Here is a 22,313-nt window from a genome sequence, read left to right as displayed (position 1 = left end):
AAAGGAGAGACGATGCGAGTAGAAGCGGTAACGGACAGGACTACTGTCTTTCTGGCGAGAGTGACGGTGATCACGCTATTCGTCTGTTTGACTCTGCAGGCTGACTGTCTTGCACAGGGCTTTCCTCCCGAAGAAGCGGTCCAGCGCATGACGGTTGCCGAGGGCTTCAAAGTCGAGCTGGTTGCTTCCGAGCCCTTAGTCCGTCAGCCGGTGGCGATTGACATTGATGATCGCGGTCGGCTCTGGGTGCTGCAATATCTGCAGTATCCCAATCCCGCCGGATTGAAACGGGTTAAGGTCGATCGCTTTTCGCGTACCACCTATGATCGGATTCCCGAGCCTCCTCCGGCGGGACCGAAAGGCGCGGATCGTTTGACGATTCTGGAAGATACGAACGGAGACGGACAGTTCGACAGAGCCAGAGATTTTATCAGCGATCTGAATATCGCGTCCGGCTTTGCCTTTGGGCATGGCGGCGTATTTGTGCTGCAGACGCCGTACCTGCTCTTCTACCCGGACCGCAACCGGGATGATATTCCCGACGGCGATCCGGAAGTGCTGCTGAAAGGCTTTGGCATGGAAGACACCAGTTCGGTCGCCAATTCGCTGGTCTGGGGACCCGATGGCTGGCTGTATGGCACGCAGGGAACCAACATTACCGCCCACATCCGGGGGATTGAATTCGAGCAGGGCATCTGGCGCTATCATCCGGTGAGCAGGAAATTCGAACTGTTCATGGAAGGGGGCGGCAACATGTGGGGGCTGGATTTCGACCAGTATGGCAATCTCCTCGCGGGAACGAACTACGGCGGCTATCTGATGATACATTGTGTGCAGGGAGCCTACTACGCAAAATCATTTGCCAAACATGGAGAGCTGCACAATCCGTTTGCGCTGGGTTATTTTCAGCATGTGCCTCACAAAAACTTCCAGGGAGGCCACGTCACGGTCGGCGGCTTTTTGTATCAAAGCGATCAGTTCCCCTCGCTCTATCGCAATAAATATATCGCCGTGGATACACTCGCCCATGCCGTCCGCTGGCATCACACTCAACCGGACCAGTCCACGTTCCGCAGTGAAAATGGGGGCGTCCTGTTACAGGCCAACGATACGTGGTTTGCCCCCAGCGATGCGACACAAGGCCCGGACGGCGCAGTCTACATCGCCGACTGGCACGACCAGCGAACCGCGCACCCTGATCCGGATGCGACCTGGGATCGCAGCAACGGGCGGGTATTTCGGATCAGCAGTCGATCTGCAAAACCGGTTCGACACGTGGACCCTCATTCCCTCTCCAGCTCCCAACTGGTCGACCTGTTAAGCAGCAGTAACGAATGGCAAGTCAGACGGGCACGCCGCATGCTCTCCGAACGCCGCGATGCACAGGCCATCGATACTCTCCGAACATTGTCACAGAATTCAGATGATCAGAAACTCGCATTGCAGGCGCTCTGGACCTTAAACGCGATGGGGGCGTTTGACCAGGTACAGGAAGGCAGTCTGCTGACACATCAGGATCCCCACATCAGGGCCTGGACCATTCGGCTCATTGGTGACACAAAACAGGTCTCTGACGAAAACTGGCAGAAACTGTTATCGATTGCCAAAACTGATACCAGTCCGACCGTCATCAGTCAGCTGGCCAGTTCTGCCAAGCGGCTCCCTGCAACACAATGTATCGCTCTGGTTCGCCAGATCCTGGATCGAAGTGAATTCCGGAACGACCCTCATATTCCCCTGTTACTCTGGTGGGCGTTGGAACGGAATGCGGTTTCCCATACCGACGAAGTCCTGCAGGTTTTTTCTCGTCCGGACGACTGGCAGAATCCCTTTCTACGGGAAGTGATCCTCGGACGTTTGATGCGGCGTTATGCCGGCGAAGGCAGCAACGCAAGTCTGGCTGCCTGTGCCCGACTGCTGGCAACGGCACCGGAGGAAGGCGAACGCAGACGTATGCTGACCGAATTGGATGCCGGGTTGAAAATGCTGGGCCGCGAACGTCTGCCCGGACTTCCCCTGGGACCAAAATACGGAAATATCGCTGCTATCAGCCGCGTGGAACAATCGAATCAGGTCACGCGGCTCAAAACTCTTCCCCCGGAATTGGCCGACCAGCTCGCGACAATCTGGAATGACAACACAACCGACCCGCTCCTCATTCGCGTCGCCATGCGGCTGGGTAGCAAGGCCGCTTATGATCGTGCCCTGAACCTGGCGACAGATAAAACACGCACAGAAAAAACACGTTTAGACATGCTGGCGATCCTGCAGGAACTGGGGGAATCCCAGGAATGTCGGGACAGGGTGTTAAAGCTGGTGGATGGTTCGGAAACGCCCTCCATTCAACGGGCGGCACTCAATCTGTTGAGCCGCTTCTCTGATGAACGGATTACCGAGCGTCTGCTGGCTCAGTATGAAAAGATGGATGCAACTCTGCGATCTCATACCCGCGATGTCCTGCTGGGCCGCGCAGATTCTGCACTCGTCTTTTTAAAAGTAATCGATGACGGCACTTATCCCCTGACAGAAGTTTCCGCCGATCAGTTACGACGGGTGGCCTTACACAATGATCCCCGGCTGAATGAACTGGTACGAAAGCACTGGGGAAATATTCGCGCGGGAACGCCGGAAGAAAAACTGGCCGAGATCCGGCGCATCTCGAACGACCTGCGCGCCGGTTCGGGCAATCTGGCGCAGGGCAAACTGCTGTTCGAGAAACAGTGTGCGACCTGCCATAAGCTAAATGATGACGGCAAGGAGATCGGGCCGGATCTCACCAAAGCGAATCGGCAGGATCAGAGTTTCCTGCTGGTCAGCATTGTTGATCCGAACACGCAGATCCGCAAAGAATATTTGAACTACATTCTGGTCACCATTAACGGACGCGTGTTGACCGGCCTGCTGGTAGAGGAAAGCCCCGCCAGTGTCACGCTGCTCAATGCCAAAAATGAACGCACCACGGTCAGCAGAGCGGATATTGAGGAACTCAAAGCGTCTCCCGTTTCGCTGATGCCGGAAGACCTGCTGAAAAAACTGACGCCGCAGCAGGTGCGTGATCTGTTTCAGTATTTACAAACAAAGAAATAGAGTAACATCAACAGAAACAGGCTTTGATTACAGACAGCTCATCGTCCGCTCTTACGAGAACACAGGAAGAAAAGTGATGACACAGCTTCGAAAATGGAACGTTTCATTCTTCTGCCTCGCGGTCATATTATTTTCCGCGTTTCAGTCTGTGACTGCCGATGAACCGGCGCGGGTGTATCAGAACCAGTTGAAACTGCTCAAAAATCCGGAACCACTGCTGGCAGACCATCCGACATTCGTGCAGCCGATTGAAGAAGTCCGCCGGTATGCAGCACCGATTCTGGTCAACGATGCAGGTGCCGACCTGAGTGTGCGTGCATGGCGATTCTCTTACAACGCGCGTGGCATCATTGAAATGCCGAACCGGTTGCGTGCTGATAAGACGGCGATCATCATGGTGCATCCCTGGGGAATTGACGATGGTCAGGGTTGGCGCACCCCTGAACCGGCGGGCGTCTGTGATTTTTGCACGCCGACCAAAAATCATCTCGCCGCACAGCATACCCGCACCGTGATTGATCCGTTTCTCAAGCAGATGCGTCCGCAGGTCTCGCTGGTGATGTATAGTCTGATCGCTCCCGTTGATCCCATTCGCAAAAAAATGTATCGCACGTTTGACTATCGGCCGACCGATGAAGAACGGGCGGAAGCAAAGAAACAGTTGGCGGACCGGCTCGACAGCCTGCCTTACAAAGGCCAGCCTCTGATCGAGACACTGACGCTTTCCAGTGATCGACCTGTGATCGATTACTTTCGCCAGTTTCCGGGCCTGATGTCGGGTGACCAGTATAACGGTGCCGACTTCTGGAACGTACCTGTTCCGGTGACCGCGGATGTGACCGTGCATAAAGATGACGTGCTGATTTTCGATCAGGAAGGTTATGCGCCGTTGAAGAAGTTCCTCAACAAACACAACATTCGGCACATTCTGCTGACCGGTTATGCCACCGATATGTGTTTCTGCAAAACAACCGCCGGTTATGAGAATCTCTCCCAAGATTTCAACGTCTTCCTGGTGGGGGATGCGACACTCGCCACGTTCCCGGCCAACTCCAGTCCGCGTTACGCCACCAACGCGCACATTTCCTTTGCTTCGATCAATCACCTGATTACACAGGTCTCGTGGATTAAAAAACTGGAAGAGTAAGCAACGCGCCTTTCTGCTGAACTTACGGGGCGGTTTTCCGATTCCACCACCATTTTCCATCAGGATGATGTTCGTCTATTGGATGACTCAGGCTGAGTCGCTGACCCTTGTCAGAAAACGAGATCTCCCAGCCGTATGTGTATTTTTCGCGTGACCGCTGCACCGATTTGAGAGACAGACCGAGACTGGTCAGGCTGAGAGAGCGGGGCAGTTCATAGGGTTGCCAGTACGTTATCGACAAGCGTCCTTCCTTAATATTCCAGGTCCCAGCGAACTGTCTGCCAGATGTTTCGAAAGTCCGATCCGCGTGGAAAATACGCGTCGATTCGGCGGGGGCATGATACCATTCGCCCACCAGCAGTCGCTCGGCCGGGGACAAGGGGGGCTGGTTGTCCGTGGTGAGAAAAAATGTCAGCAGAAGAACCAGAACCCCGGCCAGTCCTGCCAGCGCAGATCTGAATCGAGCCTGTTTGAGCTTGAGGAAGAATGTCTTCATCCGCGCACCTCGGTGCTTTTTGTGCATTGACACTTGATATGATACCAGATTCCGGCAGATCTTCCCAATCATTTCCTGATGCAGAAACAGCGAGCGTTACTTTTTCGATTGCGTCGAATCAGTGTGCCTGGACTGGGTGGTTAACCAGAGGGGGACGTGCAGGTCCCAGTAGATGGCTGAACTGCGCAGACAGAGTATCAGCAGGGAGCAGACCACACCAGTCAGGACCGCGTATGCCGGGAACCAGGTCAGCAGGGTGACATACAGAATACAGCCACAGGTCACGGGAATCGCATAGAGTTCACGGCGTTTGAGGAGCGTCGGTTGTCCCGCGAGTACATCGCGCAGCAGTCCACCACCAATCGCAGTCAACACTCCCAGCAGGATCGGCGCAATGGGCATGCCGAAGTCGAGCCACATCACTTTCTGTGCCGCCTGGATCGCAAACATGGAGACGCCCAGTGCATCAAGGTAGAGCATGGTCCGATGAATTTCCCTGCGGGTCAGTAAACGCTCGGTAAGAAAGGCGACGAAACTGGCACCCAAAGCGACCCAGATATAGTTCAGGTCCGCTGCCCAGAAGACCGGTACTCCTAAAATTAAGTCGCGGATCGTGCCGCCACCAATGGCGGTGATCAGACCCAGCACACAGGCCCCAAAAAAGTCGATACCCCGTGGCGTCACCGCCAGCACACCCGTCACTGCAAAAGCGACTGTTCCCGCCATCCCCAGCAGATATTGTAAGGTGTCTACACTCATCGTTTACTTTTTGACGCGGTTCATGCTTTTTTGACAAATTCTGATTTCAACTGCATGGCGCCGATGCCGGGGATTTTACAGTCGATGTCGTGATCGCCTTCTACCAGGCGGATGTTTTTGACTTTTGTGCCGACCTTCACGACGGTAGAGGAGCCTTTCACTTTCAGGTCTTTGATCACTGTGATCGTATCGCCATTGGTCAGTTCGTTGCCATTGGCGTCTCTGACGACGGGACCGGTCGCTGCACCCGCAGCAGTGTCTTGGGGATTCCATTCGTGTCCACATGTGGGGCAAACCAGTAAATCCCGGTCTTCATAGGTAAATTCCGAATCACATTCCGGGCAGTTCGGTAAATCGCTCATCTCAGCTCCTGTAGCATTGTATGTCTCATCTTCCGTCGCCGATTTCACACGCGGCACTTTGATACAGTAAGATAACGTTTTGTCGTGTGCAGGAAAAGTCAGGGCAAGAAGCAGCTCGAACCGCTCTGTTTTCGTCAACTGTCTTGCTGGCTTCTGCAGCTATGGCTACTTTCTATATTAAATGTGCTATATTAAACGTGATTCTCAATCCTGACGATGCGAGCCCCTTTGCAGGAACTATTCGCGCCGTTCTTCCCGTAGCGGTTTGATGTAATACGGAATGCCTGTTTCCTCGGTCTTTCTCCAGACAACATCAAATGAGCCCCGATAGCCAAACAGGCGGCCCCAGGTGCGGTTCGTGACTTCGACCTGGATGCGATACTTTTCGTCGTCGTCGTCATACCACTCGCAGACATCGGCAATCCCCGAGAAAAATAAGGGAAACGAGAAGCCAAGTGGTCCTTCATAGAATCGCTGTGCCCCTGACCGGATCCGCATGCCGCCCCGTTCATCCACCGACATGTCCAAGTCGACGGCGAGATGCTGATGGGATCCCAGGTAATCGACTATGCGGTTTCGCTGTTCGCTAAAAATCATATAGGCATCGAAACGCCGCTGTTTGCGACCTTCGAAGGTCCGCACCCAGGTGACCGTTTCACGCCCGAACTGGTCCTGGTAGGCATAGTTTTCGATGGTGAACGGAATGTTATTGCCATGTTCGGGGAACATGATGCGTCGCCACGTTCCCACATACAGGAAAGGGACCGTGTAGAATCGGCCGCGCCACAGTTCATCCATAATTCCGGTGCCGATCGAGGCGATCCCGTCTTGACTGCTGAAGCCAAATCGCTCCTGGATCTTCGGGTGTAATTTCTTAAAATCTGAGCCGAGTACCCGCTGGTAGATCGATGACATCAGCCAGCCTCCGGTTTTTTTCTGAGACAATGCCGTGCGGAGGGTAGATCATGCATGACGATCAGTCCCAGCAATGCGACGACCGCCAGCAGCAGGTTCAGACTGACCGGATTAAATGCCGCTGACAGGTATTGAGGCGAATGGATTGCCACCCCGATTGTGGCCAGCAGCATCAGCAGCGCGGTCAACAGCAGTGGCCAGCGTCGATGAAAGCAGATCAGCACAGCCGCTCCCAGTACTACTTCCGCGATCCCCGCGATGAGCAGTAGCGCGGGGGCAACGGATGCGGTGATTCCCGCGTCCGCCAGCATCGCCAGTTCGTCTGCATGTCGCGCGATCAGTTTGGGGACGAGGCCCTGGTAGAGCCAGACGAATGCCACCGTGAATCGCGCCAGGCCGTGAATGAGGGTTCGCTGCATTGATACCGCCGGGTCAATGCCTTTCTCGATCCATAAACGCAGTCGGTCGAAACTCCAGGCGGTCGCCCAACTCATCAGCGGACGAAAGACGAAACGATCGAAGGTTTTGCCTAACCAGCCGAACCGCGTCTGGTAATCGTAGCCTGTGACAAAGCGTACGCCGTCCTCCAGCGGGGTGTACTGCCAGTAACCGGCTCCTTCCCGAATCAGGGACTTGGCATCGTCTGACCAGAAACGCAGTGACGAGGTGCGTCGGCCTGTGGTTTCGTCGCGACTGCCGACTGTCTCGCCTGCCCCTTTAATACCAAGGCCAAAGCCCAGTCGCGTTGCATATTCGAAGCGCTGCGGTTCTGATTCCTCGGCGCGGGGAAGATACGTGATCGAAGTGAACCGCGCGTCCCAGCGTTCATGCAATTCCGGGTTCTGGGTTTTCTCCCACAACTCTTCCAGCGAACCTTGAATTCGTATTTCTACATAGATGCCCATGCAGGTTCCCATCAGGCAAAAGAAGACAGCACTCCCGCCGATCGTCGTCTCTGAATATACGTTGAACGACGAAATCACGCAGTGACCGTTACGGGGAAGTACATCCCTTATAGCAGGTGAACCGCAGGGAATAAAGCAATTTTATAGTCCAAAACAGACAAGAGAAAACGTTCGACGAGAACGCAAAGATCCAGAGTCTCCCGTGACGGTGGGTGGCAACAGCATGTCGTTGATTTCAAGTCGAGTCGGTCGTGCCATTTCCAAAATGAGGATAAGACTTTGACGTCACCCCAGAGTATGCTAAGATCCTGGCCGACAGGCATCGCCCCTCAGCAGGGTTGCCTTTTTCAATGCGGAAAAATGCTCACGAACTCCCTCTCTATGGTGAAGGAATCGTCTTGGATACTCTGATTCTCCTGCTCATCCTATTCACGTTTATCGCAATGAGGGGACGCAGGCGCTGGCCCGTCTATCTGCCCTTCTTTGTCTCGCTTGTGGCGACTTTTCTCTTGTTTTTGAGTCACGCATCGGATGCGTTGAACCTCAACTTCTGAATCAGTCTTCGCCTGTATGCTGGTTGCTGTAACGTCTCAGAGCCATTTGAGACGCCTGTTTTAAGGATGATTGAAGGAGAGATACTCGCATGAACAAGCGCCTTGGTTTCTGGATTGCTCATTTTAATATTCTTGCCGTGTGTATGGTCCTGCTGGGCGCTTTTGGTGTTCAGTTGGGAGAACAGGAAGTTCCCTGTCCGCTCTGCATGCTGCAGCGAATGGCCATGCTGCTGTGCGCCCTCGGGTCGGCTTATATCATCCTGCAGGCCCGGTCGGGTGCTTTGACTGTGTCTGACTTTGCTGCAGGTTATGGCATGAGTATTCTGGCAGCCGTCTGTGGCGCATGCATTTCGACACGTCAGATCCTGATTCACATTGTTCCCCCCGATCCCGGCTATGGTGATCCTGTGCTGGGCTTGCATTTATACACGTGGGCTTTGGTGGTCTTTCTCGTGGTGCTGATCGACAGCGGGCTGAATCTGATGTTTGTCCCCGAACTGGTAACAGATCACCCGATTGAATTCAACTGGATTTCGAAGACTGTGCTTGGCGTATTGGGAGCAGTCATGATCGCCAATGTACTCAGTGTCTTCTGCCAGGAAGGCTTTCACTGGATTCTGCCTGATGACCCGGTACGCTATGAATTGTTTTACGATCTCGGTCTCTTCAAATCGCCCTGATCAGGCCAATCACTGCGAGATGCCAGAGCTCTGGTTTCGCCCACTCTTAATAGATGAGCAGGAGACTGTTACCTGTCTGTCCCTCAGCGAATCGACTTATGCGATCCGTCGCAGGCGGGCAGCTTTTGAGAAAGGCCGCAAGTGCAGTCATGGATGCCTTTACCATCGAGAATCTGCGGGATGTATTTCTCAACCCTGGTTTGCCGTGTCTTGGATTGTTTCGCGGCGGAAAAATGCATCAGGTAGCCGCGTTGTCGTCCGGGTGTTAAGGCTGCAAACGCGGTTTGCAGGGCAGGGCTTTCATCCAGTTTCGTTTGAAATTCGGCGGGTATTGGTTCCTCCTCTTTTTTGACAGCAACTTTCAACCCGGCTTTTTCGACTTCAATGGCTTCCTCAATGTAAGCTTTGAGAACCGGTTCCAGCTCAATGATTTCCTGCAGACTGGTGAACCGTACCACGCGTGCCGCCTGTGTATTCTCCCCCGGCTTCGTAAGAATACCAAGGTCATCTTTTAACAGGCTGCCTTTGAAAAAGCTCAGCACGCAGTTGTCTTTGAAGGCACCGATTAAAGCGACGTTTTTTTTCTGAAACGTGTAACAGGGCGCACGCCACTTCCATTCCTCAGTCAGTGGCGTGTCGCGCACGATGGCGCTCAGTGTCACCAGTTCTTCCTGCCACTGTCTGGCTTGACTCAAATATTCATCAACGTCGGGATTCATTTTCAGATCAACCCTCCCAAATCGAGTGAGATTCTCTACGGATACCAGTTTTATATTGACTGTTTCGAAACAATTATTGCAACATCAGTCAAAGAACCCGCATTCCTGTAAATATATGACGCTCTGTTTGACCCGGTTGTGGTGTTCTTCAAGGCTCGGGTCCGGCTCGCCTGCGATGCCTTCGATTTCCAGACTGTAGGGGCCTTCGAAGTTGTGATCTTCCAGGATAAAGCGGACCTGCAGGAAGTCGATGCCCCCCGCTTCGCCGAGCGTTGTGAAATTCCAGTCTTTGTATTTACAGAACGAGTCTTTGAGGTGCACGTGTCGGACGTGCTCGACGACCTCATGTAGCGATTCCAGCACGTTCTCATGTTTATTGTAGTAATTAATATTGCCCGTATCAAAGTTGAGCTTTAAATGCGAGTGATCCAAATCCTGCATTGTGCGCAACATGCCGGCGGCGTTCACGCAGATACCGGGGTGTGTTTCAAAACAATAGGTGATGCCTATCTCCGCCGCATAATCACCAATCTCGCGCAGATGCTGGTACAACGTTTCCCGCTGCGATTCTTCTTCCAGTTCGCCTGCACCGCCGACCACCAGGCTGACACCCAGTTGCGAAGCGAGATCGAGTTTCTGTTTCGTGATGGAAACAATTTCCGGGTCGAGAGGGTTGCCGCTGGTGATGTTGCAGCTGGAAAGTTGTACCTCATGCTGAGCCAGGAGATCCTGCACGCGCTGAATGTCGTATGCAGTCGACGCGTTCGTCAGCAAAGGCGTTTCCTTAAAGAAGGAAGGGACGCCGTGATTTTTTATGTTCAGTTCGAGATGCGAGAGACCGGCGTCGCGGATGTGTTCCATCGCGGCGATGGGTCCAAAGCGACCGTAAGAGTTTGTCAGGCAGGAAACGAGAGCGGCCATGCATTCCACTTTCTGTATTAAGGATCGGCGAACCGTTATTGCAGTACTGCTAATAGAATGTTACTTTGAGCCAGCGTCAAATTCAAAGCGATCTGGTTAAAGTCTTCAGATCAAAGCGTTTTCCCACCCCGGCAGAAACAGGGTAGAGGTTCTCACATGGATGAGATTCAGGCACAACTGAAAGCAGCATTAGCCCATCATCAGGCAGGGGAACTGAATCAGGCTGCGACCATTTACGAGCATATCCTCAAAGTGAATGAACGCCAATGGGAGGCCCGCTATTATCTGGGAACATTGCAATTGCAGCGCGGCGACCTGGATCAGAGTATCCGCACTTTTCTCCAGGTGGTTCAGCTGCAGCCGGAACTGCCGGACGTGCATAACAATCTGGGCGTTGCTTATCACGCCGCAGGTAAGTGGCAGGAGGCCGGCCAGTCTTTTGAGCAGGCCATCCGCCTGAATCCCCACTATGAACGTGCGTACTTTAATCTGGGATCGTTATTCGAGAGCCGGGCTGTGTTCAGTGAAGCGGTGAAGTGTTATCAGAAGGCGCATGATTTAAATCCCGGCAATCTGGAAACACATCAGAAACTGGCAGACGCGCTGAAGTCAGCCGGCGAATGGTCGCGGGCGGAAACCATCTATCGGGAACTGCTGGTGGCAAGCCCGGGTGACTTTGATCTGTCAATGAAGCTGGCCTATGTGCTGGTGCTGCAGCGTCAGTATCAGGAAGCGATCATGCTGTATGAGTCCATGTTGAAAAGCAGCCCCGATCACTACCAGATTCTGGTCAGTTTGAGTTATGTGTATGAAGCGATCGGAAACATTGAAGCCGCGGTTGAAGCCGCAAAACGTTCGATTCAGGTCGCCCCGACGCAACCGGAGGGATATAACAACCTGGGGAATGCCTTGAAGCTGCAGCACGATCTGGAGGGAGCCAGCGAGAATTTCAGAAAAGCGATCAGCCTGCGTCCCGATTTCGCGGTGGCAGAATTCAATCTGGCGACAACCCGTCTACTGCAGGGAAATCTGCAAGCCGGCTGGCGTGGTTACGAACGCCGCGCGGATATCGCTGCCAATCCGCAGCAGCAATATCCCGGGCAGCAGTGGCAGGGGGAATCGTTATCGGGGAAATCCATCTACCTGTGGTGCGAACAGGGGTTTGGTGACACGCTGCTGTTTATTCGATTCGCGATCGAACTGAAAAAACGGGGAGCCGCACAGGTAATGGTTCTATGTCAGACAGAACTGGCAGAGTTGCTGAAATCAATTCCGGAAATCGATCAGATCCTGATCGCAGGGGACCCCCAACCGGAATGTGATTATCAGTGTGCCCTGTTGAGCGTGCCCCTGTATCTGGAAACCAGCCTGGAGACGATTCCCGCAGCGGTTCCGATTCTCAAGCCATCCTCAGAGAGACAGCAGTATTGGGCCAACGTGCTTTCGGAACTCCCGGGAAGCAAAGTCGGACTGAACTGGTGTGGTAACAAGAGCTTTCCGAAAAATGAGCTGCGTTCGATTCCGTTAAACTCACTCCTGCCTCTGGGAGAACAGGAGGGCATTCAACTGATCAGCCTGCAGCAGGTCAACGGGCTGGAACAGATCGCGCCACTGCAGAACGCATGGAATCTCTGGCAACCGGGGGCTGAATATCAGGCAGACACAGGCGATTTTTCTGAGACCGCCGCCTTGATTCAAAATCTGGATCTGGTCATTACCGTTGATACCGCGGTAGCCCATCTGGCAGGTTCACTGGGCGTTCCCGTCTGGATTCTGGTTTCGCGTCTTCCCGAGTGGCGCTGGCTGCTGGAACGTAGTGACAGCCCCTGGTATCCGACGGCGCGGTTGTTTCGTCAGTCAGAGCTGGGGAACTGGGAACCTGTGATTCAGGTGGTACAGTCCGAACTGGAGCGGATGCTGCACTCGAACTAACGCCGAATCTATTGAGAATTCAAAATAGAGGGGTATTCCTCATTTCACTGAACGGGAGTTGCGATGAACACCGCTAAACTCAAATTCAGAAAGAGGATGCATCTTCAAGCTGCCTGTTGACGGTAGAGACGATGATTTCAGTTCGATTGATTATTCCGGTCCCGTTCTCCAGGAGCCCCGCCGTCAGAATTTGACCCGCTTTTTATTACAGGCTAAATTAGAGTATCTCTCTCCCTTTCTAGAATGTATCACATTTTCCCATAGCGTTTCTCGTACTTTTATACTCGATCCAAATGTCACTGGAGACGCTTTAGTAAAACTGGACACAGTCTTAACCCCGTCAGCATCTCTGCAAAGAATGCTTATCTCCCATCGAAAATTCATTTGATTATCGGCAGACTATCTGAGTCTGACGTCTGTTTCATTACGTCTATAAAAGAGCAGATCCATGCGACAATCCGTGAGAGCCTACCCGGGTGATGTGTTTCCGACAGCGATTGACAAAGACGAACACTCAGATTTCTATCAGCAGAAGCGGGACGCGTTTCTGCGGGAGACAACGAATACTCCCTGCCTGAGGCGAATTCCGGAATTGAACAAGCTGATCGATTCCGTAGTCGCCAGCTGGTATCTCGAGCCCTCATCCATCAGCAGTCGTGAATGGCATCGCATTCCCTGTCAACGTCCGCTCGGCCTGGCTGTTTTCAATCCTCAAACCAGAGAGCTGGAATCAGATCTGCAGATCGTCACCGGTCGCAATATTTCGGTTCGAGGGATCTCGTTCACTCATGCGACCCACATTTATTCCCGGGAAGTCGCGGTGACCTTTGACCTGGATAAACCTGAGAAGGATTTTCTGATCGTGCGTCTGGCCTGGAGTCGTTTCTCGGAGGAAAAGACGTTTCAGAGTGGCGGTCAGTTTCTGTACCAGATCAGCATCAATGCAGATTGAGCGACTGTCTGCAGGCAGACATCAGTTCCACTGCGCCAGTTCGGCGTGCACTTTCTGCAGCATCAGCTTGATATCCAGCTGCTCGGATTCGGGACAGCTTTTCAGACATCCTGTCAGCAGGTCGGCTGCCAGGCCCAGCTTTTTAGTTTTAAAACTGAGAGCCGCCAGATCTTTGCGGTGCGCGTTGGAAAGCGGATTCAAAGCACATAGTCTACGCTGTACGTTCCAGGCTCTCTGGAAATCTTCGCGTTCTTCGTGAATCCGTTTGAGATTCAGCAGCATGCGCGAAATAATTTCCCGATGCGTGGCGGGCTTTAACAGTCGCAGCAGGACATCGCGGGAAAAGTCGCCTAATTCGGCCAGATGGATGATACATTCTTTTTCGTTATAAATTGTTCCACGGGAGTAGGGATCAATGAATAACGGACCCGATTGTGATTCATAGCGTACCAGGAACTGCATGGGGGCGGCCACACCCTGAATCTCAATTCCCAGTTCATTGCCAACCGCCATATAAATCAGAGAGAGCGCAATAGGCAGACCCTGTTTTGTTTCGATCACATGATTCAGATAGCTGCCTTCCGGCTGATGGTAACAGACCGTATTACCCGCCAGCCCATGCTGCTTGGCCAGGCAGTCGACGAAGTATCTGATCAAAGTGGCATCGTCATTGGCAAGCGCCACTTTCCCGGAGAGTTCGCAGGCTCTTTGTCGGATCCAGAGTTGCACCTGTTCAAACTGCAGATCGGGCTGGTCATCGCGTGCCAGTTCCAGCGCGGCAATCGTCAGGTCGATCTGTTTGTCATGCAGCAGGAGTTTTGAAAATTCCTGATCCTGTTTAAACTGGAATATTTGTGAAATGTCCATCAAAGACAAGCTTGGTACTGGAGTGATTGGGTGGTGTTTGCAGGAGGGTATACGATTTAGAAGGCGGGCAGCGTCAAGAATTATTTGTACCTGAATACCGGCCCGAGTATCAATGCCATTTATTTACAGAATCAGCAAAAGCTTTGTTCTTTGTAAAAAACACAACGGGACAGAACCTGACCGGGCCGGATCTTATCATACTCAGTGATGCCCGGTCAAATCGGTTTGAAATAAACGACTTCCAGTCTGCTCATTAGATTGACGCTGGCAGACCGAGTCGACAAAATGGGCGAAACCCTGATATGTCAGAATAACATTGTTTGAGAGAGTACTGGTAAGTTTAATGCAATTTTTGCCTGTAGAAGAGCAGTTGGCTGTCCTCCGACGTGGTGTGGAAAAGATCGTTCCCGAACAGGAACTGGCCGAAAAATTAAAATGGAGCCGGGAAACGGGAACACCCCTGCGCGTGAAATATGGAATCGATCCGACAGGGATTGACCTCCATCTGGGGCATACGGTTCCCATGCGAAAGATGCGCCAGTTTCAGGAGTTGGGGCATCAGGCGGTGATCATCATCGGCAATTACACCGCGCTGGTCGGCGACCCCAGTGGTCGCGATGAAACCCGCGCCCGACTGACAGCAGAACAGGTCGAAGCCAATGCGGTCGACTACCTGAATCAGGTTGGAAAAGTCATCGATCTGGAAAATGCAGAAGTTGTGCGTAACGGCGACTGGTTCAGCAAAATGAACTTTGCGGAGATTCTCGAACTCTGCAGCAAAGTCACCGTCGCTCAATTACTGACCCGCGATGATTTCTCGAAGCGATACCGTGAAGAAGCCGCCATTTATCTGCACGAGTGCCTGTACCCGATCATGCAGGCCTGGGATTCTGTCGAGATCAAAGCCGACATCGAACTGGGAGGCACCGAACAGCTTTACTCCTTCATGCTGGCCCGCGACCTGCAGAAAGGTCAAGGACTGCGACAGCAGGTAAGCGTCATGTCACCTATTCTGGTGGGTACGGATGGCGTGCGCCGCATGGGCAAAAGTCTGGGTAACTACATCGGCATCAGCGAATCGCCTTATGACATGATGAAAAAATTCATGCAACTCTCTGATGACAGTATGCAGATGTTTTTTGAACTGCTGACCGATTTCCCTCTGGATGAAGTGCAAACCATTCTGGCCGGTCACCCCAAAGAAGCCAAAGTCAAACTGGCCAAAACGATTATCACAGAGTACCACGATGCCACGGCTGCTGAGGATTCTGCCGACCGCTGGCAGCGGGAAATTGGATCTGGTGGTCTGCCAGACGATATTCCCGTCGCAAAGATTTCCCGATCCGAATTAAATGAGGATGGAACGTTGCCTGCTGCGAATCTGCTCAAGCAACTGGGCCTGTGTGCTTCTACCAGTGATGCCCGGCGTTCGATTCAACAGGGGGGTGCTAAAATAGGGGAAGACAAAGTGAAGATCGAAGCCCATGATCAGGCGATTGCCGTGGAATCAGGCATGTTACTCTGGGTTGGCAAGAAACGGTTCTGCCAGGTGGAACTGCTGGATTGACTTGTGATCTGATTAAAATCCGCCGCCTTTTGCGGGCAATCAGGGGAAATGATTCCGCGCGGATTGCATTCATAAGAAATACTTCGTAAAACGATATTTTATAAGGTGAATTTCAAGATTCACGATCTCACGTTCACAGCAAAGATGTGAACGGAGACTCCTGGTTTTAAAATGAAATACAGAAAGCAACAGTAATGGCAACAGGTTTTGGAATTGTCGGCTGTGGCATGATTTCGAATTTTCATGCAAAGGCACTGGAAGAAATTCGCGGTGCTAAGCTGGTCGCCTGCTTTGATCGATTTGCAGCATCAGCAGATAAATTTGCAGAAGCGAATGGTTGCACGGCCTATCATGATTTGGATGAAATGCTGGCAGATCCCGAAGTGGATGTTGTCACCATCTGCACCCCCAGCGGGGCACACATGGATCCCGCGGTCGCCGCTGCCAAAGCAGGCAAACATGTCGTGGTCGAAAAGCCACTCGAAATCACACTCAAACGCTGTGATGCGATTATTGACGCCTGCAAAAAGAATAAAGTACAGCTGGCAACCATCATGCCTTCCCGCTTTGGTGCCGCCAATCAGGAACTGAAAAAAGCGATCGATAAAGGCCGCTTCGGTAAACTGACCTTAGGCGATACTTATGTCAAATGGTGGCGGACACAAGAGTACTACGATTCCGGCGGATGGCGTGGTACCTGGGAAATGGATGGCGGCGGCGCCTACATGAACCAGGCGATTCATAACGTCGACCTGCTGTTCTGGTTCATGGGTGAAGTCGCCGACGTGAACGGCATGACCGGTACCCTGGCTCATAAGCGAATCGAAGTCGAAGATACCGGCGTCGCTACCATTCGCTTCAAAAACGGTGCCCTGGGTGTGATCGAAGCGACCACCAGCGTCTTCCCCGGCCTGCTCAAGAAAACCGAAATCTCTGGTACCAAAGGGACCGTGATCATCGAACAGGACGATGTACTGCACTGGGAGTTCGAAAAAGAGAACGCCCGCGATGAAAAGATCCGCACCGAACTGGCAAAGAAGAGCGGCAACACCGGCGGTGCCAGTGATCCGTCTGCGATCTCCTATGCCGGTCACATGGAACAGCTCAAAGACTTCATCAAGTCGATCAAAACCGGCAAGAAGCCGTTTGTCGATGGCAACGATGGCCGCAAGAGTGTGGAAATCATTCTGGCGATCTATCAGTCTTCCTGGACTGGAAAACAGGTATCACTGCCTCTGAAACGTGATCCCCGGATTCCAAAAGCAAAATAAAAATGGAACGGATGCCAATTGGAAGCAGGACGGGTTAAGGAGAGCCCGTCCTGCTTTTTTTATACAATCATAGTTTCACCCGCTGCGGTTCAGGTTAATACTTTCTACCACGAAAAACACGAAACCGCACGAAAGTTAAACAGAATGGGTGGCCCGGATGCAATCCGGGCCGAGCGTAGCGAGCAGGAAACTGACTGTTTGACGTTCCTGAAAGTGAGCCAACGGTTTGCTCTTTGAGGCGTCATGGGGTGAGGTGGGTGAGTTGACTGTCCATTCGTATGACTGCTCTGCCAGTTTCCTGTTGTCGTTGACAACCTCGGATTTTATCCGGGGTCATCTATTCCAGATAATCTGTGAAATCTCACTTTCTGTTAGACAAAGTCGAGACTCAGTTCTATCTTCAAGAAGTGTGAACTCAACAATGGGTCTGTTAGCGGAGAAGAACATGCGCTTCTGGCTGAATTGTATGACAATGCTTACCATCCTCTGCGTTTCTCAGGTTGTTGCTGCAGAGCAGCAGCAGGCAGGGGCTGAGGAAGCTAAACCGTTTCTCACCGTGAAGCTCCTCGATGAAACAGGTAAACCGGTCGAAGGAGCGCAGACCGGGATGGTGGCTATCGTCAACGGTTTTGATCGTGAGCAGGGAGCGAGTTGGACTTTCGGTCACTTTGAACTCACGTCAGACTCGGAAGGGCTCATCCAGTTTCGCGATCCGGATAAATATCGCGGCATGGTCTATGCGCGTCACGCCGGGCGCGGCCTGGTCGCCGTGAAACGGACGGATTTGATTGAAGACAAACAGTCGCCACTGGTGCTGACCATGTATCCCGAATGTCATGTCACCTGGAAAATCAAAAGCAGTCAGTTAAATCAGATCGGGAAAGAAACCGGTAAAGTTCGTGGTTTAAGCGCTTCGGAAAACATGATTTGCCAGTGGTGTCAGGACACAGGTTCGACGCTCCATTTTTTTCTCCCGCCGGGAACGTTTTCTATTGTGGGCCACTCAAATCATATTAATCCGGTTGAAAAAACAATCGTCATCAAAGCGGGAAAGAAAGAATTTGATGCGGGGATGTCGGACGCCCGTGCCAAGCAGTGGATTTTACTTGAAGGGCAACCTGCTCCTGAAATTACTGATGTTCGAGAATGGAAAAACGGCCCACCGGTCAAACTATCACAGCTCAGAGGAAAAGTGGTTGTTTTGGAATTCTGGGGCTGGTGGTGTGGTCCTTGCGTATATTCCGGCATTCCGGAACTCTTTAAGCTGCGGGAAGAATATTCACAGGACGAACTCGCAATCATTGGCATACACACGCCGTATGGTGAAGATGACGAAGTGACTTCGGTCAAAGAACTGGATGGGAAGCTGATCAAAATCCGAAAGAATATCTGGAAGGGAAAAACGATTAACTTTCCAGTGGCCCTCACCCATTTTCGAAAATTGCCGTTCTCTCCCGAAGGAGAACCAATTGCGAACGCAAAAATGAACGTTGAATACGGGATCAACAGCTTCCCGAGTTCTATTGTGATCGACCGCCAGGGAAATGTTGTCGGGAAATTGAATCTGTGGGAAAAAGCAGACCGCGACAAACTGAAACAGTTGATCGAAGCAAAGTGATCAACTGACAGGGTCGACTGTTACATTTTGGTAGAAAAAGAAATTTGTTACTCTGATTCGTATGGCTGCCCAGCCTCTTTCTGCTGGCGATACACGCGCATGACATACATAAAGCACATGAAGTCGTAGACGGTATGTGTAGTGACCGGAATCAGCAGATTCTGGGGCGTAAAGAGAATCAGCAGCAGGCTCATGTAAACGCCCATCAGTGTTGCCACGATGACGTACAGCCGCGTGATGGAATGTAAAACGCCAAACAGAATGTTGGTGAAGATGATGGCAGCAACGACTCCGTATTGTGTCGCCCAGGACTGCAGTACGCCGCGAAACAGCATCTCTTCACCCAGGCCGATAAAGATACAGAGGATGAATAACTCCCAGACTTTACCGTGCTCCACGCGGGGCCCGAGTTCTTCAAGCAGGAACTGCTGGATCTGTTGAAAACTCTTGATAGGCAATTTTGCTGTCCAGAAAAAAAACAGATACAAAGGCAGCGCAGCCAGTGCGCCAATCAGCAGATCCATCCAGTTCCAGTTGAGGTTGGCAAGCGGACTGACACCCAATCCCCAGCCGACTCCGAAGGCAATCACAATGATGCCGATTGAAATCAGAGAGCCACCCAGGATGAAAGATTGCTGTTCTGGCGCAGTCGTTTCTTCAAAATCTTCTTCTTCATCCCAATCTGCCATGGATTATTCGTTCACTCTCTCTGTTTCAGGTTTGTACTGGGATTATAGCACTGCTCGTCCCAAATCCAAATTCTGGTGAATTCGCAAGACAGCCAGGTTTACCTGTTTTTACAGTGTTAAGGCTGTTTCGAAACTGCATCTTGCAGAAACTCACCATCTCGAATACATTTTCCCAATCTTAACAGGAAGTTTTGTGAATAGCAGGCGACTCAATAATGCTTTGTTGAGTTTCGTACTTGATTCTGTTCAGCCCACTTATTCTTTTTAAAAGAAGCGGTAGTGCAAGGATGCTGCACCGTTTACGTCAATGGCTCTGTCCTGACTTGGCGATCGATCTGGGAACGGCGAATACGATCGTCGCGATCCAGGGCGAGGGCATTGCGCTGGACGAACCCTCGGTGGTTGCATTGCATAAAGGCAGCCGCAAGATTCTGGGCAAAGGAACCGCCGTCGGCAAACTGGCCAAACAGATGCTGGGCCGCACGCCTGACAGTATCATCGCTGTCCGTCCGCTTAAAGAAGGTGTGATCACCGACTTCGAACTGTGCGAGGCGATGCTCCGTTATTTCATACACAAAGCCCGCCATCATTCGCGCGGCTTGCGACCTCGGGTTGTGATCGCAGTTCCTGGTAGTATTACACCGGTCGAGAAACGGGCCGTGTTCAACAGTGCCGAGCGCGCGGGTGCCGGTCGTGTCTATTTAATTGAAGAATCGAAAGCAGCGGGCATCGGTGCCGGCCTGCCGATTTCAGAGCCGATGGCGAGCATGGTATGTGACATTGGTGGGGGCACGACGGAAGTCGCCATCATGAGTATGGGCGATACCGTCGTCAGTAATTCGGTTCGCATTGGCGGCGATCGTTGTGACGATGCGATTGTCGAATACATGAAGCAGCATTATTCGCTACGGATTGGCGTGCAGACCGCAGAAGACTTGAAGCTGGAACTGGGCAGCGCCTATCCCCTGGAGCAGGAGTTGACGGGCGAAGTCAAAGGCCTGGATATTATCAGCAGCATTCCCCGCAAAGCAATCGTGACCAGTGAAGAACTGCGGGATGCATTACATGGACCGCTGGAATCCATCCTGAACTGCTGCAAGCAGACCATCGAACAGTGTAAGCCGGAACTGGTGGCGGATCTGGCCGACAATGGCCTGGTACTCACGGGCGGCGGTGCGCTGCTTCGCGGCCTGGCTTATTACATGAGCGAACAACTGGGAATTCCCGTACGCGTTGATGAGGATCCGCTCCGGACCGTCGCGCGAGGCACCGCGATCTGCCTCGAACATCTCAGTCAGTGGCGACATGCCTTTGATAATGGCGATGGCGATTTTTAAAGGGACGGGGCTGTAATCTATGAAACGCGAAACGCGGTTTTCGGAAATCAAACTGGTCCTGCTGGCATTCCTGGTTTCAGGCAGCCTGTATGCGATGCCGGCAGAGTATTCGAGTCGGCTGTATAATCTGATTCGCGATACAGCCCGGCCCGGCTTGATACTCGTGCAGCAGATGAAAGCCTGGGAAGCGACTGTGGCAAAAGCGGACGCGACCGATCCGCGTGTGACGCAGCTGGAACGACAGTTGACCGACAGTAAACAGGCAAACCGCAGGCTGGAGTTGCAGTCGCTGCAGTTCTCCGAAGAGTTACAGCGCTTGAAACAGACAGGCGTTCCCAACTATCAGACACAGTCCAGCGACCGTCTGCTGGTTCCGGATCTGCTCGAAGCGCAGATTCTGGGCGAGTCGGCGATCTCACTGTTACGGGAAGGACAGTTGCTCAATCAGGGACGTGAGCAGGGAGTGTTCGAATCATCGTTCGTATTGGAATCCGATTACCCTCTGATAGATCAGGGGACCGCGCAAGGCATCAAACCCGGGTATGCCTTATATGCAGGGCAAGCAGTCATCGGAAAAATTGACGAAGTCGGCAGCTGGACCAGCAGTCTGATTCCCATCACGTCGGTCAAGTACCGTGGCTCGGCACGCATTGCCCGCCGGACAGAGCAGGGCTTACAGCTGGGCACTGATGGAATTCTGGTGGGTCTGGGAGAAGGCAAATGTGAACTGCTGCAGATTCCACCCACCGAATCAATCCAGGTCGGGCAGGACGTTTATACGGGGGAAGTCGATCGCGCGCTTCCGCTAAGTATGCAGTCCACGCTGGGGCAGCCCATGTATTACGGTCGCGTGATGGAAGCAGAACTGCCTCGTGGGGCACCTTACTGGAAAATAATTGTAGAGCCAGCCGTCACGCTGTCTGATATCAAACAGGTCAGTGTGCTGCGACAGATCATCAATCCGCGACGGATGCTGGCTAACTGAAGGGGACCGCAAGTGATGAAATTATTCAGCCTGCTTATGCTGGGATATGTCTGTCTGATTACTCAGATCAGTGTGGTTCCCGAACTGAGTCCCGACGGATATCGTCCCAACCTGATCGTGTTGGTAACAGGCCTGGCTCTGTTCTGGCTCCGCGATGCACGTGTCATACTCGGCGCACTGCTGGCGGGACTGGTCTGTGAAGCCTTTGACTCCGCAATTCCCGGTACGGGAGTATTGCTGCTGACAATTCTGATCTGGCTTGCTTATCGCGTACAGATCCATTTTCAACTTCGCTCACTCTTCAGCCGATTTGTGATGCTGGCGTTGCTGTCATTTTTATTCGACGGTCTGTTTCAGATTTTGAATCATCTGGAAGCGGGAGCAGAACTGATCTCTGAACTCTCAAGCATCCTGCAACAGTCAGCAGGCAACAGTCTGGCGACCGCTGTGGTGGGACTGCTCTTACTGATTCTAATCAAACCGTTGCCCTTTGACCTTTCGACTGTCAGGAGCGGTTCTGACTCCTATTCCCCTCAATACTATCAGTAAA

Annotated in this window: 21 protein-coding genes; 12 read left to right on the top strand and 9 right to left on the bottom strand. The window is 52.5% G+C overall.

All coding sequences use genetic code 11. The features are described 5' to 3' along the window. Window positions 1-12: 12 nt before the first annotated feature. Both Pan161_RS14205 and Pan161_RS14200 read left to right on the top strand, forming a co-directional pair. A complete protein-coding gene (locus tag Pan161_RS14205; RefSeq protein WP_145228055.1) occupies window positions 13-3,087 on the top strand; it encodes a PVC-type heme-binding CxxCH protein in 3,075 nt (1,024 codons plus the stop codon). Window positions 3,088-3,163: 76 nt separating this feature from the next. Beyond that, window positions 3,164-4,234 carry an isochorismatase family protein gene (locus tag Pan161_RS14200; protein ID WP_145228053.1) on the top strand — a complete coding sequence of 357 codons (1,071 nt, stop codon included), beginning with the start codon at window positions 3,164-3,166 and terminating at the stop codon, window positions 4,232-4,234. Window positions 4,235-4,256: 22 nt separating this feature from the next. Here the strand turns inward: Pan161_RS14200 and Pan161_RS14195 are convergent, their stop codons facing one another. From Pan161_RS14195 to Pan161_RS14175, 5 genes are all read right to left on the bottom strand, one after another. Beyond that, window positions 4,257-4,730, bottom strand: a complete 474-nt coding sequence (locus Pan161_RS14195; RefSeq protein ID WP_145228051.1) for a hypothetical protein — start codon at window positions 4,728-4,730, stop codon at window positions 4,257-4,259. A 96-nt stretch (window positions 4,731-4,826) separates the two neighbouring features. Next, window positions 4,827-5,489 (bottom strand): trimeric intracellular cation channel family protein, encoded by a 663-nt coding sequence (locus Pan161_RS14190; protein ID WP_145228049.1) that lies wholly within the window; start codon window positions 5,487-5,489, stop codon window positions 4,827-4,829. Window positions 5,490-5,509: 20 nt separating this feature from the next. Further along, window positions 5,510-5,851 (bottom strand): zinc ribbon domain-containing protein YjdM, encoded by a 342-nt coding sequence (locus Pan161_RS14185; protein WP_145228047.1) that lies wholly within the window; start codon window positions 5,849-5,851, stop codon window positions 5,510-5,512. Between the two features lie 237 nt (window positions 5,852-6,088). Continuing rightward, on the bottom strand, window positions 6,089-6,766 hold the full coding sequence (locus Pan161_RS14180; RefSeq protein WP_145228045.1) for a DUF4166 domain-containing protein: 678 nt from the start codon (window positions 6,764-6,766) through the stop codon (window positions 6,089-6,091). Further along, window positions 6,766-7,671: a DoxX-like family protein gene (locus tag Pan161_RS14175; RefSeq protein WP_145232667.1), complete on the bottom strand. Its 906-nt coding sequence runs from the start codon at window positions 7,669-7,671 to the stop codon at window positions 6,766-6,768. The genes Pan161_RS14180 and Pan161_RS14175 overlap by 1 nt, the downstream gene beginning before the upstream one ends. Window positions 7,672-8,021: 350 nt before the next feature. Here Pan161_RS14175 and Pan161_RS31375 point away from each other — a divergent pair, with 350 nt between their 5' ends. Both Pan161_RS31375 and Pan161_RS14170 read left to right on the top strand, forming a co-directional pair. Beyond that, window positions 8,022-8,225, top strand: a complete 204-nt coding sequence (locus tag Pan161_RS31375; RefSeq protein WP_390620737.1) for a DUF5993 family protein — start codon at window positions 8,022-8,024, stop codon at window positions 8,223-8,225. A gap of 89 nt (window positions 8,226-8,314) precedes the next feature. Beyond that, on the top strand, window positions 8,315-8,905 hold the full coding sequence (locus Pan161_RS14170) for a disulfide bond formation protein B (RefSeq protein ID WP_145228043.1): 591 nt from the start codon (window positions 8,315-8,317) through the stop codon (window positions 8,903-8,905). An 83-nt stretch (window positions 8,906-8,988) separates the two neighbouring features. Here Pan161_RS14170 and Pan161_RS14165 read toward each other — a convergent pair whose 3' ends face one another. Then, on the bottom strand, window positions 8,989-9,624 hold the full coding sequence (locus Pan161_RS14165) for a DUF1801 domain-containing protein (protein ID WP_145228041.1): 636 nt from the start codon (window positions 9,622-9,624) through the stop codon (window positions 8,989-8,991). A gap of 84 nt (window positions 9,625-9,708) precedes the next feature. Further along, window positions 9,709-10,545 (bottom strand): sugar phosphate isomerase/epimerase family protein, encoded by an 837-nt coding sequence (locus Pan161_RS14160; protein WP_145228039.1) that lies wholly within the window; start codon window positions 10,543-10,545, stop codon window positions 9,709-9,711. A gap of 156 nt (window positions 10,546-10,701) precedes the next feature. Between Pan161_RS14160 and Pan161_RS14155 the strand changes: the two genes are divergently transcribed. Both Pan161_RS14155 and Pan161_RS14150 read left to right on the top strand, forming a co-directional pair. Then, window positions 10,702-12,477, top strand: a complete 1,776-nt coding sequence (locus Pan161_RS14155; RefSeq protein WP_145228037.1) for a tetratricopeptide repeat protein — start codon at window positions 10,702-10,704, stop codon at window positions 12,475-12,477. A gap of 448 nt (window positions 12,478-12,925) precedes the next feature. Then, window positions 12,926-13,429: a hypothetical protein gene (locus Pan161_RS14150; protein WP_145228035.1), complete on the top strand. Its 504-nt coding sequence runs from the start codon at window positions 12,926-12,928 to the stop codon at window positions 13,427-13,429. A gap of 21 nt (window positions 13,430-13,450) precedes the next feature. Here Pan161_RS14150 and Pan161_RS14145 read toward each other — a convergent pair whose 3' ends face one another. Continuing rightward, window positions 13,451-14,296: a SirB1 family protein gene (locus Pan161_RS14145; protein ID WP_145228033.1), complete on the bottom strand. Its 846-nt coding sequence runs from the start codon at window positions 14,294-14,296 to the stop codon at window positions 13,451-13,453. Between the two features lie 343 nt (window positions 14,297-14,639). Here Pan161_RS14145 and tyrS point away from each other — a divergent pair, with 343 nt between their 5' ends. The 3 genes from tyrS (at window position 14,640) to Pan161_RS14130 (ending at window position 18,752) form a co-directional block, all read left to right on the top strand. Then, window positions 14,640-15,863, top strand: coding sequence for a tyrosine--tRNA ligase (tyrS, locus tag Pan161_RS14140; protein ID WP_145228031.1), 1,224 nt, complete (start codon window positions 14,640-14,642; stop codon window positions 15,861-15,863). Between the two features lie 194 nt (window positions 15,864-16,057). Further along, window positions 16,058-17,134, top strand: a complete 1,077-nt coding sequence (locus tag Pan161_RS14135) for a Gfo/Idh/MocA family protein (protein ID WP_145228029.1) — start codon at window positions 16,058-16,060, stop codon at window positions 17,132-17,134. A gap of 445 nt (window positions 17,135-17,579) precedes the next feature. Continuing rightward, window positions 17,580-18,752, top strand: coding sequence for a TlpA disulfide reductase family protein (locus Pan161_RS14130; RefSeq protein WP_197995869.1), 1,173 nt, complete (start codon window positions 17,580-17,582; stop codon window positions 18,750-18,752). Window positions 18,753-18,799: 47 nt separating this feature from the next. On the opposite strand, the gene Pan161_RS14125 is transcribed toward Pan161_RS14130, so the two are convergent. Beyond that, window positions 18,800-19,441: a CPBP family intramembrane glutamic endopeptidase gene (locus Pan161_RS14125; RefSeq protein ID WP_145228025.1), complete on the bottom strand. Its 642-nt coding sequence runs from the start codon at window positions 19,439-19,441 to the stop codon at window positions 18,800-18,802. Between the two features lie 287 nt (window positions 19,442-19,728). Here Pan161_RS14125 and Pan161_RS14120 point away from each other — a divergent pair, with 287 nt between their 5' ends. The 3 genes from Pan161_RS14120 to Pan161_RS14110 are packed head-to-tail and all read left to right on the top strand — an operon-like array spanning window position 19,729 to window position 22,312. After that, the gene (locus tag Pan161_RS14120) at window positions 19,729-20,778 is read left to right on the top strand and encodes a rod shape-determining protein (protein ID WP_145228023.1); all 1,050 of its coding nucleotides are present in this window, start codon (window positions 19,729-19,731) and stop codon (window positions 20,776-20,778) included. A 19-nt stretch (window positions 20,779-20,797) separates the two neighbouring features. After that, window positions 20,798-21,763, top strand: coding sequence for a rod shape-determining protein MreC (gene mreC / locus Pan161_RS14115; protein WP_145228021.1), 966 nt, complete (start codon window positions 20,798-20,800; stop codon window positions 21,761-21,763). 12 nt (window positions 21,764-21,775) lie between these two features. Further along, on the top strand, window positions 21,776-22,312 hold the full coding sequence (locus Pan161_RS14110) for a hypothetical protein (protein WP_145228019.1): 537 nt from the start codon (window positions 21,776-21,778) through the stop codon (window positions 22,310-22,312). Window position 22,313: the final 1 nt, after the last annotated feature.

This window comes from Gimesia algae (genome assembly GCF_007746795.1).
In the GTDB taxonomy this organism is placed as follows: Bacteria; Planctomycetota; Planctomycetia; order Planctomycetales; family Planctomycetaceae; genus Gimesia; species Gimesia algae.
This window is presented reverse-complemented; position numbering and strand designations above follow the sequence as displayed.

Excerpts from the sequence above, each read along its gene's own strand:
- Pan161_RS14200 (WP_145228053.1), top strand. The coding sequence starts at position 3,164 with ATGACACAGCTTCGAAAATGGAACGTTTCATTCTTCTGCCTCGCGGTC.
- Pan161_RS14165 (WP_145228041.1), bottom strand. The coding sequence starts at position 9,624 with ATGAATCCCGACGTTGATGAATATTTGAGTCAAGCCAGACAGTGGCAG.
- Pan161_RS14170 (WP_145228043.1), top strand. The coding sequence starts at position 8,315 with ATGAACAAGCGCCTTGGTTTCTGGATTGCTCATTTTAATATTCTTGCC.
- Pan161_RS14205 (WP_145228055.1), top strand. The coding sequence starts at position 13 with ATGCGAGTAGAAGCGGTAACGGACAGGACTACTGTCTTTCTGGCGAGA.
- mreC (WP_145228021.1), top strand. The coding sequence starts at position 20,798 with ATGAAACGCGAAACGCGGTTTTCGGAAATCAAACTGGTCCTGCTGGCA.
- Pan161_RS14180 (WP_145228045.1), bottom strand. The coding sequence starts at position 6,766 with ATGTCATCGATCTACCAGCGGGTACTCGGCTCAGATTTTAAGAAATTA.
- Pan161_RS31375 (WP_390620737.1), top strand. The coding sequence starts at position 8,022 with ATGCGGAAAAATGCTCACGAACTCCCTCTCTATGGTGAAGGAATCGTC.
- Pan161_RS14190 (WP_145228049.1), bottom strand. The coding sequence starts at position 5,489 with ATGAGTGTAGACACCTTACAATATCTGCTGGGGATGGCGGGAACAGTC.
- Pan161_RS14175 (WP_145232667.1), bottom strand. The coding sequence starts at position 7,671 with ATGGGCATCTATGTAGAAATACGAATTCAAGGTTCGCTGGAAGAGTTG.
- Pan161_RS14195 (WP_145228051.1), bottom strand. The coding sequence starts at position 4,730 with ATGAAGACATTCTTCCTCAAGCTCAAACAGGCTCGATTCAGATCTGCG.
- Pan161_RS14130 (WP_197995869.1), top strand. The coding sequence starts at position 17,580 with ATGCGCTTCTGGCTGAATTGTATGACAATGCTTACCATCCTCTGCGTT.
- Pan161_RS14150 (WP_145228035.1), top strand. The coding sequence starts at position 12,926 with ATGCGACAATCCGTGAGAGCCTACCCGGGTGATGTGTTTCCGACAGCG.
- tyrS (WP_145228031.1), top strand. The coding sequence starts at position 14,640 with ATGCAATTTTTGCCTGTAGAAGAGCAGTTGGCTGTCCTCCGACGTGGT.
- Pan161_RS14160 (WP_145228039.1), bottom strand. The coding sequence starts at position 10,545 with ATGGCCGCTCTCGTTTCCTGCCTGACAAACTCTTACGGTCGCTTTGGA.
- Pan161_RS14155 (WP_145228037.1), top strand. The coding sequence starts at position 10,702 with ATGGATGAGATTCAGGCACAACTGAAAGCAGCATTAGCCCATCATCAG.
- Pan161_RS14185 (WP_145228047.1), bottom strand. The coding sequence starts at position 5,851 with ATGAGCGATTTACCGAACTGCCCGGAATGTGATTCGGAATTTACCTAT.
- Pan161_RS14145 (WP_145228033.1), bottom strand. The coding sequence starts at position 14,296 with ATGGACATTTCACAAATATTCCAGTTTAAACAGGATCAGGAATTTTCA.
- Pan161_RS14125 (WP_145228025.1), bottom strand. The coding sequence starts at position 19,441 with ATGGCAGATTGGGATGAAGAAGAAGATTTTGAAGAAACGACTGCGCCA.
- Pan161_RS14135 (WP_145228029.1), top strand. The coding sequence starts at position 16,058 with ATGGCAACAGGTTTTGGAATTGTCGGCTGTGGCATGATTTCGAATTTT.
- Pan161_RS14120 (WP_145228023.1), top strand. The coding sequence starts at position 19,729 with ATGCTGCACCGTTTACGTCAATGGCTCTGTCCTGACTTGGCGATCGAT.